Source organism: Streptomyces sp. NPDC006435 (genome assembly GCF_040612315.1).
GTDB lineage: Bacteria > Actinomycetota > Actinomycetes > Streptomycetales > Streptomycetaceae > Streptomyces.
Map to the genome: position 1 here is coordinate 1 of NZ_JBEXPY010000052.1, position 17,238 is coordinate 17,238.

Sequence of the window (17,238 nt, forward strand, 5' to 3'; positions counted from 1 at the left end):
GGCTACCGCATCGAACTCGGCGAGATCGAAGCCGCCCTGACCACCCACCCCCACATCCACACCACCACCGTCACCACCCGCGAAGACACCCCCGGGGACAAACGCCTGGTCGCCTACATCGTGCCCGCCCCCGGACACGACCCCGACACCTCCGCACTGCGCACCCATCTCCAGCGGCAGCTGCCCGACTACATGGTCCCCACCACCTACGTCACCCTCGACCAGCTGCCCCTCACCCCCAACGGGAAGGTCGACACCAAGGCACTCCCCGCCCCCGGCCACGACCGGCCCGAACTCGCCACCACCTACACCGCACCCCGCAACTCGACGGAAGAGACCATCACCGCAGTGTGGTCCGACGTCCTCGGCATCGACACCATCGGCATCCACGACAACTTCTTCGAACTCGGCGGACAGTCGATCAGCTCGGTGCGGGCGGTTTCCCGGCTGCGGGAAGCCGGCCTGGGCGTCACCCTCCAGCAGTTCGTGCGGAACCCGACGGTGGCCCAGCTGGCGGCCGCGCTGGACGTCCCGCAGGCGGCGTCGGCCGGGCTGGTGGTGCTCCTGTCGTCCGTGGCGGACCCGGAGCTGCCCGTCCTCTTCTGCGTGCACCCGGGCGGCGGCAGCACCCACCCGTACCGGGCGCTCGCGCAATGTCTGACGGGCAGGTTCACCGTGTACGGCATCCAGGCGCCGGGGCTGAACACGGACGAGGCGCCGCTCGTCGGGTTCGAGTCGATCGCGGACCGGTACTGGCGGGAGATCCGCAGCGTGCGGCCCACGGGCCCGTGCACCATCCTCGGTTGGTCGACCGGCGCGGTGATCGCACATGCGATGGGTGTGCGGGCCCCGGAGGAGGTGACCGGTCTGTACCTGCTGGAGCCGGCGGTGACCGGCGACGACCAGCGGGACCGCTTCCAGCGGTACGCCGAGGTGTACCGCCGGGTGAACGAGCTGTGGCACCGAGGCCAGGACGAGCGTGGCGACCAACGAGCCGCGACGGAGCGGGAGTTGAGGCGTTTGGCTCCGGATATGGACCTCGATGAGGATCTGGTCACGCTCGACGAGTGGCTTCCCTTCGAGGTGCTGGAGGCCGAGGTGCGCTCGCTCGCCGCCTACCGGCCCGGCCGCTCGATGGCCAGGGCGACGCTGTTCGTCAGCGACACGGTGCGCGAAGGCAGCGGCGACGAGGTGCCGGAGGCCCAGTACCTGGCCCATTGGCGCGAGCTCTACCCGGAAGGGCTGGCCCAGCGGACGATGCCGGGTCGGCACATGGAGATGGTCAGGGGCGACGAGCAACTGGACGCCGTGGTCTCCGCGTTGCAGGAGACGGTGCCGACCGGCGGAACCGACCGGGAACGCGAGCTGCTGCAGGTCTGACCGCGGACCGTCGCCGGACCATCGGGAGCCGGCAGGGTCGACGAGGGGCCCACCACGGAAACGTGGTGGGCCCCTCGTCGTGTTCGTCGGCTCTCCGCCGTCCGCGAGCGCCGGCGGCCGTGGCCCGGGGAGTACGCCACCCCGCCCGGCCCCGGTGCACCACCAGGTCCCACCAGGCTCCGGGCCATCCGGTCCCACTGAGCTCCGCTCCACCTGCACCTGGCCCGGCCGGGGCGGGTCGGGCCTTGCGATGCACCAGGGGCGGAAGTCCGCTGTGGGAGCGCGGCCCGGGTTGTCGGCCGGGGAGGTCAGGGGCGGCTCGGGGCGGTCAGCGGGCTTCGGAGCTCCGGGCCTCGGGGTCTCCTCGCCCGACGCTGCCCCGGTCCCCGCCGCCGGGCTGTCGGTGACATCTCCACCCAGGCTCTCCCGCTTCCCTCCTCCGCTTCTCCCCGGCCCCTTCGGTACACATGCCGACGCCCCGGTCCCGTCGTCCCACCGTGTGTTCGGTGGGAACGCGAGACCGGGGCGTCGGAGGAAGCGGCCGGTGCCGCCCGGCTCACCAGCGCTTCAGCTCGGGGAAGAAGTCCGGTATCCCGGTGGCGCGACCGGTGGCCAGGGCGGTTCGGTAGATGTGGTGGCCGACGGCCAGGTCGAGGACGCCGAGGCCGAACGGGGAGAAGACGGTGGGGCGGTCGTGGGACAGGGTCACGTCCCCGCGCAGCACGTCGGCCAGCGTGCCGTTGATGAAGTCGCGCGTGCCGTACTCCATCTCCGTCAGATGGGGCGAGGTCTGCGCGGTGAGACAGTGGTCGATGTCGTCCAGGACGTTGTTGCACTTGATCATGACGGTGGGGTGGATGTCGCGCAGGGACAGGTTCAGGATGAGCTGGCCCGGCAGGACGGTCTGCTGGTCCGTCAGCCAGGGCGCCGGCGCGGTGGTGGCGAGGACGACCAGGTCGGCGGTGGCCAGGGCCGCGTCGACCTGCGGCACGGTGCGGGCCTGCCAGCCGTGGGCGTCGGCGGCGTAGGAGGCGAAGGTCTTGGCGTACGTGTCGACGTGGTCGTGGACCAGGCATTCGCGGACGTTGGTGCCGCGCGCCGCGAGGAAGTCGGAGACGGTCCGGCCGATGACGCCGGCGCCGACGAAGAGCACCGTCTTCGGGCTGTCGTCGACGGCGAGGGTCTCCACGGCGAGCGCGGCGGACGCCGCGGTGCGGGCGGCGCTGATGCCGGACGCCTCCAGGCAGGCGAACGGGTAGCCGGTCTCGGCGTCGTTCAGCAGGAGGACGGCGGAGGCGCGCGGCAGGTTGTGGTTCACGTTCTGCGGGTAGCTGGCGATCCACTTGAGGCCGGAGACCGGTGCGTCGCCGCCGAGGTGGGCGGGCAGGGCGATGATCCGGGCGCCGGGGTCGTGCGGGAAGCGCAGGAAGTGACTGTTGGGGTTCACGGTGGCCCCGCGGCTGTGCTGGAGGTAGGTCTCCCGCACGAGATCCAGGACGGCCGACGGCGCGGAGCCGATGACATCCTGGGCAACGGAGCCGTCGATCACGTGGAAGGTTGACATCGGTGGTTGCCTTTCGCGGGCGGGATCAGGTGAGGACGCCGAAGTTCCGCTCGACCCAGTCGTTGTTGTAGACCGTGCCGAGGTAGCGTTCGCCGAGGTCGGGGGAGATCGCGGCGATGCGGGAACCGGCCGGGATGGTGTCGGCACGGCGACGGACGGCGGCCAGGACCGAGCCGGTGGAGCCACCGGTGAGCAGGCCGTGGGTGCGGGCGAGCAGCCGGCACTCGCGTACGGCGTCCTCCTCGGCGACCATCACCACGTCGTCGGCGAGGCCGGGTTCGAACAGTTCGGGGATGCGGCTGGCGCCCAGCCCGGGGATGTGCCGCGGGCCGGGTGGGGCGCCGAAGAGGACGGAGCCGAGGGCGTCGACGGCGACGATCCGGGTGTGCGGCGAGAATTCGCGCAGGTATTGCGCGCAGCCGACGAACGTGCCGGTGGAGCCGACGCCGATGAACAGGTAGTCGAGGTGCTGCACCGTCTTGAGCAGGGTGCGCGCGGTCTGTTCGTAATGGGCGCGTGGGTTGGCCGGGTTGGCGTACTGGTTGAGCCAGACCACGGTCGGGTCCGCCTCGATGCGGCGCCGGATGTGGGCGATGCGGGACTGGAGGAAGCCGCCGTTGGCGTCGACGGTGTCGACGACGACCACCTCGGCGCCCAGCGCACGCATGTGATCGATGCTGGTGGCGTTGGTGTTCGGGTCGACGACACAGGTGAAGCGGTAGCCCTTGGTCGCGCAGATGGAGCTGAGGGCGATGCCGAGGTTTCCGGACGAGGACTCGATGACGCGGGCGCCCGGCGAGAGGACGCCGCGGTGCTCGGCGTCCTCGATGAGGCTCAGCGCGGTCTTCAGCTTGACGGAGCCGGCCGGGTTGAGGCCCTCGATCTTCAGGAAGAGGTCCGAGCCGGGCACCAGCCGGGGCAGCAGGACGAAGAGGTCGTCGGTGACCAGCTCGTAGGAGTGTTCGTAGATCATGACCGGGGCTCCCAGAGGTCCTCGGGGCCGGTCTCCTCCGCCGCGTAGCGGCCCAGTGCGCTGACGGCCATGCGCAGTTCCAGCGCCATGGCCTCCAGCAGGCGTTCGAGGCCGTGCTCGGGGTCCTCGTCGGCGGCGATCAGCGCGGCGCGGCCGAGGCCGACGGCGCGGGCGCCGAGGGCGAGCAGCTTCACGGCGCGGATGCCGTCCCAGACACGTCCGCTGGCGAGGAGGGTACGGCCGACGGGGTCGACGCGGCGCAGGCATTCGGCGAGGGGCAGTCCGACGTGGCCGAGGAAGCCGGTCGGGGCCCAGCCGGTGCCGCCCTCGGCACCGTCGACGGCGACGGCGTCGGCACCGGCTTCCCAGGCGATGGCGGCGGCCCGGCCGACGTCGCGGCCGGGGAAGAGCTTCACCCAGCAGCGGGCGCGCGGATAGTTGTTGCGCATGAGCTGGATCTGCCGGCGGAAGATCTCGTCGGTGAAGGTGCCCGGGCTCGCGCAGCGCAGGATCGAGGAGGCGCCGGGGCCCAGCCGTTCGACGGCGTACTGTCCGGCGAGGTCGGCCGCGACCGTTTCGCTGATCATGGTGAGGCCGCCGAGGCCGGGCTTGGCACCCTGGCCGACCTTGAGTTCGAAGCCGAGACGGCCGGTGGCCAGGAGCCCGGTGACGGCGGGGTCGCTGTAGACGTGGTTCCAGACCTCGGAGTCGGCGTCCTCGGTGCTCTGCTGGACGCAGATGCCGCCCATGCCGTCGGGGAGTTCCTCGCAGTACGCCTGGACGCGTTCCAGCAGGCCCTTGCGGTGGTCGTCGCCGCCGGAGCGGAAGCCGTTCATGGGGGCGACGTTCTCACCGATGACCATGGGGACGCCGAGCCGTCCGGCCTGGCGGCTGAGGGCGAGACTGGTGCTGGTGACGCGGGTGGAGCCGAGCGCCGACAGATAGACCGGCAGCGGGGCGGTGAAGCCGCCGAGGGCGGTGTCGAGGCGGACGTCGGAGTAGAGGGGTTCGCGGCCGAGGTCGATGAGCTTGGCCAGGCGGCCCGGCATGAAGACGGGCGGGGCCAGGCGCAGCGCGTCGATCTCGTCGCCGGCGGATTCGGGGACGGCGCCGAAGACGGCGGTGCCGTAGCTGTCCAGGGGCGGGAAGACGGCGGCGGCGCCGTCGCGGGCCCGGGCGCGGACGGTGTCCTCGGGCAGGCCGGGTGCAGCCAGCTGGGTCACGGCGACACGACCCCCGCGATCTTCGGGAAGGCCGTGGTCCGCCAGACGGAGTCCAGGCCGGTGACCCAGCGGGTCAGGCGCTCCAGGCCGATGCCGAAGCCCGCGCTGCTGGGGATGCCGTGCCGGGCGACGTCGAGGTACCAGGCGTACTTGGCGGGGTTCTCGCCGGTTTCGCGCATCCGGGTGACCAGGGCCGTGTAGTCGTACTCGCGTTCGCTGCCGCTGCACAGTTCGCCGCAGCCCTCGGGGGCGATGAGGTCGAAGTTGAGCAGGGTGCCGGGCTCGGCCGGGCTCTCCTTGTCGTAGAAGCCGCGGGAACCCTTGGGGTAGCCGACGATGAAGAACGGGGCGTCGGCCTGGCGGGAGATGCGCTCCTCGGCCTCCCACTCGATCTCGGTGCCGGCGGCATGCGGGTACCCGTCGCGGCGCAGGCCGTCGACGACCTCGCCGTGCGGGACGCGGGCGAACGGCCGGTCCACCAGGCGGCGCAGGGCCTCGGGGTCGCGGCCGAGGACGGCGAGGTCGTCGCCGCACTCGTCGACGACGGTGGTCACGGCGTGGCGGACCAGCCGCTCGGCGACGTCCATGGCGTCGTCCCGGGTGGCGCCCGCGTACTCGACGTCGACCTGCCGGAACTCGGTGAGGTGGCGTTGGGTGCTGCTGGTCTCGACGGGTTCGAGACGGACGTTGGGCGTGATGAGGAAGATGCGGTCGAAGGCCAGCAGCGATGCCTGCTTGTAGAGGATGGCGCTGGTCATCAGCTTGTAGCGGTGGCCGTAGTAGTCGACGTCGACCTGCTTGGCGCCGCGCGAACCCGGGTCGGTGACGGGGCCGATGATCGGGTGGGCCATCTCCACGGCGCCGTCGGAGCGCAGGAAGGAACGGGCACCGGCCATCAGCGCCTGCTGGACGCGCAGGGCCGCTCGGGTGCGCGGGTCGCGCAGGTGCTCCAGCGGTGAGGGCAGTGCGACGGCATCGGATGCCGGCGGGAGATCTGTCTGAAGTGTCATGTCTGTCATGTCCTGTCCTGTCGTTGCCGGGTCGGGGCACCGGCCACCGGTGGCGGAGGGGCGCCGGGGCGGGAGCCGCTCGGATCAGCTCGCCCTGTCGAGGCGGGCCGCGGGATCGTCGTAGCGGTTCTTGACGTGGTTGAGCGCTTGCAGCAGCCCGGACGAGGTCAGCCGCCGGGACGGCTGCGCGGCGGTGGGCCTGCCGAGCGGGAGCGACCCGGTGCGGGACCACTCCAGCCGGCCGCGGTCGGAGATGAAGCTGCGGGTGCGCCCCGCGTTGTCGGGGTGCAGGCAGAAGGGGACGTCGAGGTAGCCGTGGGCGAAGGCGCGGATCAGGGCCTGGCCCAGGTCGTCGTGCAGGTTCAGGACTGCCTCGACGAGGGAACGGGCCTCCGCCTCGATTCCGGTGGACGGCGGCGGAGCGGCCGGCCGCGTGGTGCGGGCGGCAGCGGCGGCGGTCTCCAGCGCGATGACGTTCTCCTCGACGGAGGGGATACGGGCCGACTCCGCCGGTGTCTTGACGATGAGCCGGGCGGCGCCGGTGCGCACGGCGAGCCGGGCGGCGTCCGCCACGAGCCGCAGCGCACCGTCCCAGGTCTCCGGGTAGACGCCCATGTACGCGTAGACGACCACGTGCCAGGAGACGTCCGGGAGCTGGTCGGCGGCGATGGCGCGCAGCGCGTGGACGGCCTCCTCGTCCTGTTCGCGGCTGGTCTGCTGGGCGTAGCTGAGGGAGATGCTGCGCAGGCCGTGCCGGCGGAAGAACATGGCTTCCAGGACGGAGAGGGCGACGAGCAGGGAGGGCGGGCAGAGCTGGCCCAGCATGCAGCCGCCGAAGGTCTCCAGATGCGGTTCGGCGCCGGTCTCGCGCAGGGTGGCGAGCCTGCGGGACGCTTCGGCCCAGGCACGGACCGAAGTGGCCAGCGGGGTGCGGCCGTAGGGCAGGCAGTAGGAGACGGGGCCGCCCTCGGTGGCGTCGAGTCCGGCGGCGATGAGGGCTTCGACGATCCGGCCGGGCCGTGCGGAGCCGTGCCGTACCTGGACGGGGAAACCGGGCCCGTGGACGCCGTCGAGGAGACCGGTGGTGGTCTCGACGGGCATGCTGACCAGCGGATAGCCGTTGAGGTGATGGTCCTGGGCGACGGCGCGTGCGGCGGCGGCGTAATCACCGACGCGGGTGAAGCTGTCCAGGGTGAGGGTGCCGACGGTGGTGGCGTCGGCGGCACGGGTGGCGATCAGGCCGGTGCGCATCAGGGCGGGGTCGGCGAAGCCCATACGGGGCTGCACGACGAGGCTGCCGGTGCGGGCGGCGTCGGCGACGAAGCGGTGGAAGGCACCCCCGGCGGGGGCGGGTTCAGCGGACGGCATCGGCGTGGGGCCTTCCGTGCCGGTGCCCGTGCAGGGCGTCGAGCAGGGCGAGCAGCCCGGGGACGGCGTTCGGGCCGGTCAGGACCGCGTCGAAGCCGGCGTCGGTGAGCGAGTCGTGGACCTCCGGGGCTACGCTGCCCGAGGTGTCCAGCTTGCCTCCGACGACGAGCGGCACCTCGGCCAGCGCCGGCACGGCACGCACCGCGCGGGCCAGGCCCGTGGCCTCCTCCGCGCCGTGTCCGTTGACCGTGCTGACGACGATGAGGTCGGGCGTGCGGGCCGTGGCCTCCTCGACCAGGACGTCGACCGGGACGCACGCACCGAGATTGGTGACTTCCCAGCCCTGCTCCTCCAGCAGCAGTTGCAGGAAGAGCAGGTTCCAGGTGTGCGAGTCCGAGGCGATGGTGGTCAGGACTGCGTGGCGCGGGCTGTCCGGGGGCTGGCGATGCGGGTACACGACCGGCTTTTCCTCTCGACACCGTGATGGGGCCGCGACCGCTGTGATCGGGCCGGGTACCCGTGAAATCGCCCCCCGTGGGGGGCGTCCGGGCTGGGCGTTGGTAACGCCGTCCATGGTGGCCAGCGGTGATCGCGAGCGGCACTGGGCAGTTGTGACCACCCCCGAGGGGCGTCATTTGTGTCCACTGGGGTCGTGCGTCCGCGCGTCCTAGCCTGCTCGTCGCGGACGTTCGGCGCCGGCGGTCGCGGTTCCGCCGGCGGCACGGTCCCCGGCCCGCCCGGAGGCCCCCGCCCCGTCCCTCGCCGCGCGCCGTACGACGTGCCGCCCGTGAACCGCTTGTACCGCTGACGATGTCCTGACGATGGGGAGAGAACGGTGGCTGATCACCAGCTGGGGGAGTGGCGGCACGCACTGGCGGGCCTCGAGCCGTTGGAGCTGCCGTCGGACCACCGGCCGTCGGACGACGGACCGGGCCCCGCGGACCGGGTCCCGTTCGACGTGCCCGCCCGCACCGCCGACGCGCTGGCCGCGCTGGCCCGCGACCGGGGCATGGAGCCGCCCGCGGTCCTGCTGACGGTGTTTCACACGCTGCTGGCGCGGTACGCAGGCCGGGGCGACGTCCCGGTCGCGGTGCCGGCGGACGGAGCGCGGGACACGGAAACGGCGACCGTGGTGCGCGGCGCGGCCGGGAATCCGGCGTTCACCGAGGCCCTGGCACACGTCGCGCGGGGCATGGCGGACGCCGCCGCCCGCGGTCCGGCGCCGCTCGCGGTACTGGCCGACGCGACCGGTGGCACGGGGGCCGCGGTGGCGTGGTTCGCATGGCGCACCGCCGGCCGGGAGGCCGCCGCGTTCCCGCCGGACGCGCACGTCACGCTGGAGGTCGTCGCGGACGGCGAGCGGCTGAGCGGTTTCCTCGGCTACCGGACCGACCTGTTCGAACGGGCCACGGCGGAGCGGATGACGGGGCACCTCGCGACGCTCGCGCGTTCCGCCGCCGACGCGCCCGAGGAGCCGCTCGGTGCGCTGGAGATGCTGACGGAGCCGGAGCGGCACCGGATCCTGACCGGGTGGAACGGGCCGCGGTCCGCGTTCCCGGACACCGCGACCGTGCACCGGCTGGTGGAGGAGCAGGTCGCGCACCGGCCCGACGCGGTGGCCCTGGAGCACGGCGGGAAGCGGCTGACCTACCGGGAGATGGACGAGCGTGCCGAGGCACTGGCGCGGTACCTGGCGGAGCGGGGCGTCGGCCCCGGCGCGCTGGTCGCGGTGTGCCTGGACCACGGACCCGACCTGGTGTGCGCGCTGCTCGGCGTACTCAAGTCGGGTGCCGCATACGTGCCGTTGGACCCGGCCTACCCCGCCGAGCGACTGCGGTACATGGTCGAGGACAGCGCCGCGCCGGTGGTGGTGACGCAGTCCGCGTACACGGACCTGTTCGCGCCGGGCACCGAACTGCTGCCGGCCGACCGGGAGTGGCCGGCCGGCCCCGGCACCGCCCCGGTCGCCGCCGCGGGCCCGGACGACCTGGCGTACGTCATCTACACCTCGGGTTCGACGGGCCGCCCCAAGGGCGTGCGGGTCGGGCACCGGGGTGTCGTCAACTACCTGCACTGGTGCGACCGGAACTATCCGCCGGCACCCGGCGCGCGGATCGGTTCGCTGCTGTGCTCGTCGGCGGCCTTCGACCTGACGGTGACCGCGCTGTTCCTGCCGCTGGTGCAGGGGCTGCGCCTGGTGGTGCCGGAGCCGGAGCAGGGACGGACCGTGTTCGACGCGGCCGTGGACATCGTCGCGACCGGTGTCCCGATCAGCTTCCTGAAGGCGACGCCCGCGCACCTGGAACTGCTGACCGCCCGGCTGGAACAGGACGGCGTCCGGCACGGCATCGCCACGATGGTCGTGGGCGGCGAGGACCTGGCACCGGCGCTGGCCCACCGGGCGCTGACCCTGGGCACCGAGGGCACCGCGATCGTCAACGAGTACGGTCCGACCGAGGCGACCGTCGGCAACGTGGTCAGCCGGACGACGACGGTGGACCCCGCGGCGGACCATGTGCCGATGGGCCGGGCGATCGACAACACCGAGGTGTACGTGGTCGGGGCGCACGGCGAGGTACAGCCGGTCGGAGTGCCCGGCGAACTGCTGATCGGCGGCGTCAACGTGGCCCTCGGCTATCTGGACCGGCCCGATCTGACGGCACGGCGGTTCGTGCCGCACCCGTTCTCGGCCGACCCCGGGGCGCGCGTGTACCGCACCGGCGACCTGGTGAAGTGGCTGCCGGACGGACGCCTGGTCTACCTGGGCCGCATGGACGACCAGGTCAAGCTGCGCGGACACCGGGTGGAACTCGGAGAGATCGAGAACGCCCTGCTGTCCCGGCCGGCCGTCGCGGCGGCCACGGTCGTGGTCCGCGAGGACGTTCCGGGCGACAAACGCCTGGTGGCGTACCTGGTGCCGGCCGGCGGCACGGACGTGGCCGTGGCCGGGCTGCGCGCGGCACTGGCGCGGGAGCTGCCCGAGCACATGCTGCCCGCCCGGTACGTCGTACTGGAGCGGCTGCCGCTGACCCCGAACGGCAAGGTGGACCGGCGGGCGCTGCCCGCGCCCGAGGGCCACCGCCCGGACGTCTCCGCCGCCTTCGCCGCGCCGCGCACCCCCACGCAGCGAACCGTCGCCGGCATCTGGGCCGAACTGCTGGGCGTCGACGAGGTCGGCGCGGACGACGACTTCTTCGAACTGGGCGGGCACTCCCTGCTGGCCGCCCGGGTCGCCGCCCGGCTGCGCCGGGACCTCGGGGTGGACGTGCCGTACCGGACACTGTTCGACGCGCCGACACCGGCGCTGCTGGCGACGGCCGTGGACGCGCTGGATCCGGGGACCTGCGCCGCGATCCCGCGGGCGGACCGGTCGACGGGCGCCCTGCCGCTGTCCTTCGCACAGCAACGCATGTGGTTCCTGGACCAGTTGGCGCCGGGCCGGGCCGAGTACGCGATCCCGGTGGGGCTGCGGGTCGAGGGGCACTTCGCACCGGACGCGTTCGGTGCCGCGCTGACGGCCCTGACCGCCTCGCACGAGATCCTGCGGACCCGGTTCGTCGCGGACGCCACGGGACGCCCCTTCCAGGTCGTCGACGCCGCGCGGGAGGTGACGGTCGACGTCCACGACGCCCGGCACCTCGGTGTTGACGCCGCGCGCGAGATGCTGCGCGAGGCTGCGGGCCGGCCGTTCGACCTGGCCACCGGGCCGCTGCTGCGCGCGATGGCGGTGCGGGTGGCCGACACGGAGTGGCTGCTGCTGCTCACGGTGCACCACATCGTCTCCGACGGCTGGTCGGAGGGCATTCTGGCCCGGGAGCTGGGCGAGCTGTACGGCGCGGCGGTGGCCGGCCGGCCGTGCGCCCCGGCCCCCCTCGGCCTCCAGTACGCGGACTTCGCGAGCTGGCAGCGCGAGGTGCTGGACGGCCCGGCGACGGAGGGGCAGTCGGCGTACTGGCGGGAGCGGCTCGCCGGAGTACGGCCGCTGGAACTGCCCACCGACCACCGGCGGCCGGCCGAGCGGTCGGGCCGGGGCGGCACCGTGTCCTTCTCGGTGCCCGCCGACGTGGCCGGCGCGGCCCGGCGACTGGCGGCGGGGCAGGGCGCGAGCCTGTTCATGTCGCTGCTGGCGGTGTTCCAGCTGCTGATGGCGAAGTACAGCGGCCAGGACGACATCGCGGTCGGCAGCCCGGTCGCCGGCCGCAACCGCGCCGAGACGGAGGAGCTGATCGGCTTCTTCGTCAACACACTGGTCATGCGCACCGACCTGTCCGGCGACCCGGCGTTCACCGAGCTGCTGACCCGGGTCAAGGACACCGCGCTCGGTGCCTACGACCACCAGGACCTGCCCTTCGAGCGCCTCGTCGAGGAACTCGCCCCCGACCGCGACCTGTCCCGCAACCCCCTGTTCCAGACCGTGTTCGCACTGCAGAACACCCCTGACGGCCACGCCTGGCAGCTGCCCGGGGCAGCGGTGGAGCCGTTCGCCGTCCGCGAGGAGGAGGCCAAGTTCGACCTGACCCTCATCCTCACCGAGCGGCCCGACGGCTCGCTCGACGGCGATCTGGTGTTCGCCCTCGACCTGTTCGCACCGGACACGGCGGAGCGGCTGGCGGGACACTTCACCACGCTGCTGCGCGCGGCGGTCGCCGGCCCGGAGCGCCGCCTGTCCGAACTGGAGGTGCTGACCGGCGCCGAACGGCACCGGGTGCTGGACGAGTGGAGCGGGACGGCGGCCGCCACGGACACCGGGGCCGGGACGACGGTGCACCGGCTCGTCGAGGAGTGCGCCGCCCTGCGGCCGGACACGACGGCGGTGCTCTCGGCCGACGGAGAACTGACCTACCGGGAGCTGAACGCACGGGCCAACCGGCTCGCCCGGCACCTGCGCCTTCGCGGAGCCGGCCCCGGCAACGTGGTCGCCGTGTGCCTGGAACGCGGCCCCGAGCAGATCACCGCACTGCTCGCGGTGCTCAAGTCCGGCGCCGCCTACCTGCCGCTGGACCCGGAGCACCCCGCCGACCGGCTCGCCCACATGATCGCGGACGCACGGGCCGCACTCGTCGTCACCGACAGCGCCCGGGCCGCACGGCTGCCCGAAGAACCCGGCCGGTTCCTCACCGACCGGGACCGGCCGTCCCTCGCGGACCTGCCGGCCCACGACCCGGAACCCGCGGCGTCCCCCGGCGACCTGGCGTACGTGATCTACACCAGCGGATCCACCGGCCGGCCCAAGGGCGTCGAGATCGAGCACCACAGCCTGGCCGGCCTGGTCCACTGGACGGCCGACACCTTCGGCGCGGCCCCGGGACGGCGTGTCGCGCTGCTGGCCGGGGTCGGGTTCGACGCGGCGGCGTGGGAGCTGTGGCCCGCACTGGCGACCGGCGCCACCGTGTGCGTACCCGACGACACGGTGCGGCTGACACCGGCGCTGCTCCAGCGCTGGCTGAACGGGCGGCGGGTCACGGGCACCTTCGTCTCGACACCGGTGCTGGAGTCGCTGGCGGCCCTCGACTGGTCGGAGCCGACCTCCCTGGAGTACGTGCTGACCGGCGGCGACGCGCTGCGCCTGCCGGCCGGACTGCGGCTGCCCTTCCGCGTCGTCAACAACTACGGGCCGACCGAGTCGACGGTGGTGACGACCTCGGCCGAGATCGTCCCCGGCACGGCCGTGCCGCCGATCGGCCGCCCGGTGCGCGGCACCTTCGTGCACGTGGTGGACCGGTACGGCCGGCCGGTGCCGACCGGGGTGCCGGGCGAACTCCTCGTCGGCGGCGCCGGACTGGCGCGCGGATACCGGGGAAAGCCCGACCAGACGGCGGAGCGGTTCGTGACCGCCGACGTCGACGGCACACCGCGCCGGGTCTACCGCACCGGTGACCGGGTGCGCTGGCTGGCCGACGGACAACTGGAGTTCCTGGGACGGCTGGACGACCAGGTGAAGCTGCGCGGGCACCGCATCGAACCCGGTGAGATCGAGGCCGTGCTGCTGGCCGGTCCCGACGTCGCCGCGGCCACCGTCGTCGTCCGCGAGGACACCCCCGGCGACAAGCGGCTGGTCGCGTATGTCGTCCCGGCGGCGGGCGCCACGGTGCGCGGCGAGGACCTGCGCGGGCGGCTGCGCCGTGAACTGCCCGACTTCATGGTGCCGTCCGCGTTCGTGGCGCTGGAGCGGCTGCCACTGACCCCGAACGGCAAGGTGGACCGGCGGGAACTGCCCGCGCCCGAGCCCCGCGCGTCCGGAGCCGGCGGCCCGGCCCCCCGCACCCCGGTCGAACGCACGATCGCCGAGGCATGGTCCCGGGTGCTGGGCACCGAGGTCACCGGCGCGGACGACAACTTCTTCGAGCTCGGCGGCCACTCCCTGCTCGCCACCCAGGTGACGTCACGACTGCGGGACGCACTGGGCGTGGAGGTGCCGGTGCGGGAGCTGTTCGCCTCACCCACCGTCGCCGCACTGGCCGCGGCCGTGGCGGAGCTCGCCGCCCACGGGACGGCCGGTGCGGAGCGCATCGCACCGGCCGACCGGACCGGCGGGCCGCTGCCGCTGAGCTTCGCCCAGCAGCGGCTGTGGTTCCTCGACCAACTGGAGCCCGGACGCGCCGAGTACGTCGTGCCCTTCGCACTGCGCGTCAGCGGCGCGCTGGACCCCGACGCTCTCGACGCGGCACTGACCCGCATGCTGGCCCGGCACGAGATCCTGCGGACGAGGTTCGTCGCCGACGACGGCGGTGAGCCCACGCAGATCGTCGATCCGCCGGAGCCGGTGCACACCACCGTCCACGACCTGCGGCACATCGCCGACGCCGAGGAACGCCGGGAGGCGGCACGGCACCTGGCCCGCGCGGAGGCCGCCCGACCGTTCGACCTGGCGACGGGACCGCTGCTGCGCGCGCACCTGGTGCGGCTGGCCGACGAGGAGGCACACCTGCTGCTGACGGTGCACCACATCGTCTGCGACGGCTGGTCGGAACCGGTCATGGCACGCGAACTGCGGGAGGGCTACCGGGCGGCGACGACCGGCACCCCGTCCGAGGACCCGGAACCGCCCGTGCAGTACGCGGACTTCTCCGTGTGGCAGCGACAGCAGCTCACCGGTGACGTGCTGGAGGGACAGCTGGCGTACTGGAGGGAGCGGCTCGCCGGCGTCGAACCGCTGGAACTGCCCACCGACCACCGCCGGCCGGAACGGCGGTCCGCAGGCGGCGACACCGTGACGTTCGAGGTGGGCGCGGCAGTGGCCGCCGGACTGAGGAAAGCGGCCAGGAGCAGCACCGCGAGCCTGTACATGGTGCTGCTGGCCGCCTTCCAGGTGCTGCTGGTCAAGTACACCCGCCAGGACGACGTGACCGTCGGCAGCCCGGTCGCCGGCCGCAACCGTGCCGAGACGGAGGAGCTGATCGGCTTCTTCGTGAACACACTGGTCATGCGCACCGACCTGTCCGGCGACCCGGCGTTCACCGAACTCCTCGACCGGGTCAAGGAGACCGCGCTCGGCGCCTACGACCACCAGGACCTGCCCTTCGAGCGCCTCGTCGAGGAACTCGCCCCCGACCGCGACCCGTCCCGCAACCCCCTGTTCCAGACCATGTTCGTGTTCCAGAACACGCCGGACGAGCACGGCTGGAGCCTCCCGGGGCTGGACGTGGAACCCTTCGCGGTCACACTGCCGGACGCCAAGTTCGACCTCACCCTGATGATGTCCGAGGACCCGGACGGCGGACTGCGCGGCACCCTGGAGTACCGGACGGACCTCTTCGAACGGGACACGGTCACCCGGCTGGCCGGCCACCTGGGCACACTGCTGGAGACGGTGGCGCGCGAGCCCGCGGCACGGCTGTCCCGGCTGTGCCTGCTCACCGCCGGCGAAGGGCGGCGGACGGTGGTCGAATGGAACGACACCGCGACCGCCTTCCCGGACACCGCCACGCTGCACGGCCTGTTCGAGCAGCGGGCGGCACAGCAGCCGGACACGGTGGCCGTCGAGTGGCCGCAGGGCACGCTGACCTACGGCCGGCTGAACGCCCGGGCCAACCGGATCGCCCACCACCTGCGCACTCGGTACGGAGTACGGCCGGACATGCCGGTCGCGGTGTGCCTGGAGCGCGGCCCCGACCTGATCACGGCCCTGCTGGGAGTCCTGAAGGCGGGGGCGCCGTACGTGCCGATGGATCCGGACCACCCGGCGGAGCGGCTGGCGCACATGGTGCGGGACACCGGGACCCCGGTCGTCCTCACCGGCTCCGCGCACACCGACCGGCTGCCCCCGGACGTGCCGCTGCTGCTGCTCGACGAGGACACCGCAACACTGGCCGGCGAACCGGACACCGACCCCCGGCCGGCCGCCGCACCGCACGACCTCGCCTACCTGATCTACACCAGCGGCTCCACCGGCCGCCCCAAGGGCGTCCAGGTCGAACACCGCAGCCTGGTCAACCTGGTGCACTGGACGGCACGGGAGTACGGGCTGGAACCCGGACGGCGGATCGCGCTGCTGGCCGGGGTCGGGTTCGACGCGGCGGCGTGGGAGCTGTGGCTCGGCCTGACCCACGGCGCGACCTGCTGCGTCACCACCGAGACCGTCCGGCTCACCCCCCATCTGCTGCGGGACTGGCTGTGCGAACAGCGCGTCCACGCCACATTCCTGTCCACACCGATGCTGGAGGCCCTGGCGGCGCTGCCGTGGGCGGCGGACAGCCCCCTCGACTACGTGCTGACCGGCGGTGACCGGCTGCGGATGCCACCGCGGGCACGGCTGCCTTTCCGCGTGGTCAACAACTACGGCCCCACCGAGGCCGCGGTCGTCACCACCTCGACGGTGGTCGAACCCGGCGAACCGGTCCCGCCGATCGGCCGGCCCGTCTCCAACACCCTGGTGTTCGTGGTGGACCAGCACGACCGGCCGGTGCCGGTCGGGGTGCCCGGCGAACTCCTCATCGGGGGCGTGCCGGTGGCCCGCGGCTACCGGGGCAGACCGGAGCTGACGGAGGAGAGGTTCACCGCGTACGAGGCCGAAGGGGTGAGCACCCGGGTCTACCGCACCGGCGACCTCGTGCGGTGGCGGGCGGACGGACAGCTCGAGTTCCTGCGGCGGATCGACAACCAGGTGAAGATCCGCGGCAACCGCATCGAGCTCGGCGAGGTCGAGTCCACATTGCTGAGCCACCCCGGCATCGGCGAGGCCAACGTGATCGTCCGCGAGGACGACCCCGGCGACAAGCGGCTCGTGGCGTATCTCGTGACCACCGGCGCGGACGCGCCGAGCACCGCGGACCTCCACGCCCACCTGGGGCGGTTCCTGCCCGACTACATGATCCCGGCGGCGTTCGTCGCGCTGGAGCGCCTCCCGCTGACCGCCAACGGCAAGGTGGACCGGGCGGCCCTGCCGGTGCCGGACCACCAGCGACCGGACCTGGGGAGGGAGTACACGGCACCGCGCAACGCAGTCGAGCGGACCGTCACCACCGTGTGGCAGGAACTGCTGGGCATCGAACGCGTCGGTGTGCACGACGACTTCTTCCAACTGGGCGGGCATTCGCTGCTCGCCACGCAGGTGGCCTCACGGCTGCGGAAGGCGCTGCGGATCGACGTGCCGGTGCGAGCCGTGTTCGACTCTCCCACCCCGGCGCAACTCGCCCAGAGCATCGCCGATCTGATGATGGCGGAGATCACGGCACAGTTCGCACCGGCCGGATGACCGCACCCGGTGCCACGCGGTGAAGG

8 protein-coding genes are annotated in these 17,238 nt (G+C 73.1%); 2 read left to right on the plus strand and 6 right to left on the minus strand.

What is annotated here, in order from left to right:
- Positions 1–1,380 (plus strand): alpha/beta fold hydrolase (locus ABZZ04_RS33465; RefSeq protein WP_356935983.1); only part of this gene is annotated, 1,380 nt, incomplete at its 5' end.
- A gap of 556 nt (positions 1,381–1,936) precedes the next feature.
- Here ABZZ04_RS33465 and sbnB read toward each other — a convergent pair.
- The 6 genes from sbnB to ABZZ04_RS33495 all read right to left on the minus strand — a co-directional run bounded on the left by sbnB (position 1,937) and on the right by ABZZ04_RS33495 (position 7,975).
- Entirely contained in the window at positions 1,937–2,944 is a 1,008-nt protein-coding gene (sbnB, locus tag ABZZ04_RS33470) for a 2,3-diaminopropionate biosynthesis protein SbnB (RefSeq protein ID WP_356935984.1), read from the minus strand.
- Positions 2,945–2,969: 25 nt separating this feature from the next.
- The gene (gene sbnA / locus ABZZ04_RS33475; RefSeq protein WP_356935985.1) at positions 2,970–3,917 is read right to left on the minus strand and encodes a 2,3-diaminopropionate biosynthesis protein SbnA; all 948 of its coding nucleotides are present in this window, start codon (positions 3,915–3,917) and stop codon (positions 2,970–2,972) included.
- The gene (locus tag ABZZ04_RS33480) at positions 3,914–5,140 is read right to left on the minus strand and encodes a glutamate synthase-related protein (RefSeq protein ID WP_356935986.1); all 1,227 of its coding nucleotides are present in this window, start codon (positions 5,138–5,140) and stop codon (positions 3,914–3,916) included. The genes sbnA and ABZZ04_RS33480 overlap by 4 nt, the downstream gene beginning before the upstream one ends.
- Positions 5,137–6,150, minus strand: a complete 1,014-nt coding sequence (locus ABZZ04_RS33485) for an asparagine synthetase A (RefSeq protein ID WP_356935987.1) — start codon at positions 6,148–6,150, stop codon at positions 5,137–5,139. Before ABZZ04_RS33485 ends, ABZZ04_RS33480 begins: the two co-directional genes overlap by 4 nt.
- A gap of 84 nt (positions 6,151–6,234) precedes the next feature.
- On the minus strand, positions 6,235–7,518 hold the full coding sequence (locus tag ABZZ04_RS33490) for a methylaspartate mutase (protein WP_356935988.1): 1,284 nt from the start codon (positions 7,516–7,518) through the stop codon (positions 6,235–6,237).
- Positions 7,505–7,975 carry a cobalamin-dependent protein gene (locus ABZZ04_RS33495; RefSeq protein ID WP_356935989.1) on the minus strand — a complete coding sequence of 157 codons (471 nt, stop codon included), beginning with the start codon at positions 7,973–7,975 and terminating at the stop codon, positions 7,505–7,507. The genes ABZZ04_RS33490 and ABZZ04_RS33495 overlap by 14 nt, the downstream gene beginning before the upstream one ends.
- Before the next feature lie 378 nt (positions 7,976–8,353).
- On the opposite strand from ABZZ04_RS33495, the gene ABZZ04_RS33500 reads away from it, so the two are divergent.
- Complete coding sequence (locus ABZZ04_RS33500; protein ID WP_356935990.1) at positions 8,354–17,212, plus strand: amino acid adenylation domain-containing protein; 8,859 nt, start codon at positions 8,354–8,356, stop codon at positions 17,210–17,212.
- Positions 17,213–17,238 lie beyond the last annotated feature (26 nt).

What these genes read in the sequence shown, in the direction of transcription:
- sbnA (WP_356935985.1), bottom strand. Translation starts at nt 3,917, where the DNA reads ATGATCTACGAACACTCCTACGAGCTGGTCACCGACGACCTCTTCGTC.
- ABZZ04_RS33490 (WP_356935988.1), bottom strand. Translation starts at nt 7,518, where the DNA reads ATGCCGTCCGCTGAACCCGCCCCCGCCGGGGGTGCCTTCCACCGCTTC.
- sbnB (WP_356935984.1), bottom strand. Translation starts at nt 2,944, where the DNA reads ATGTCAACCTTCCACGTGATCGACGGCTCCGTTGCCCAGGATGTCATC.
- ABZZ04_RS33485 (WP_356935987.1), bottom strand. Translation starts at nt 6,150, where the DNA reads ATGACACTTCAGACAGATCTCCCGCCGGCATCCGATGCCGTCGCACTG.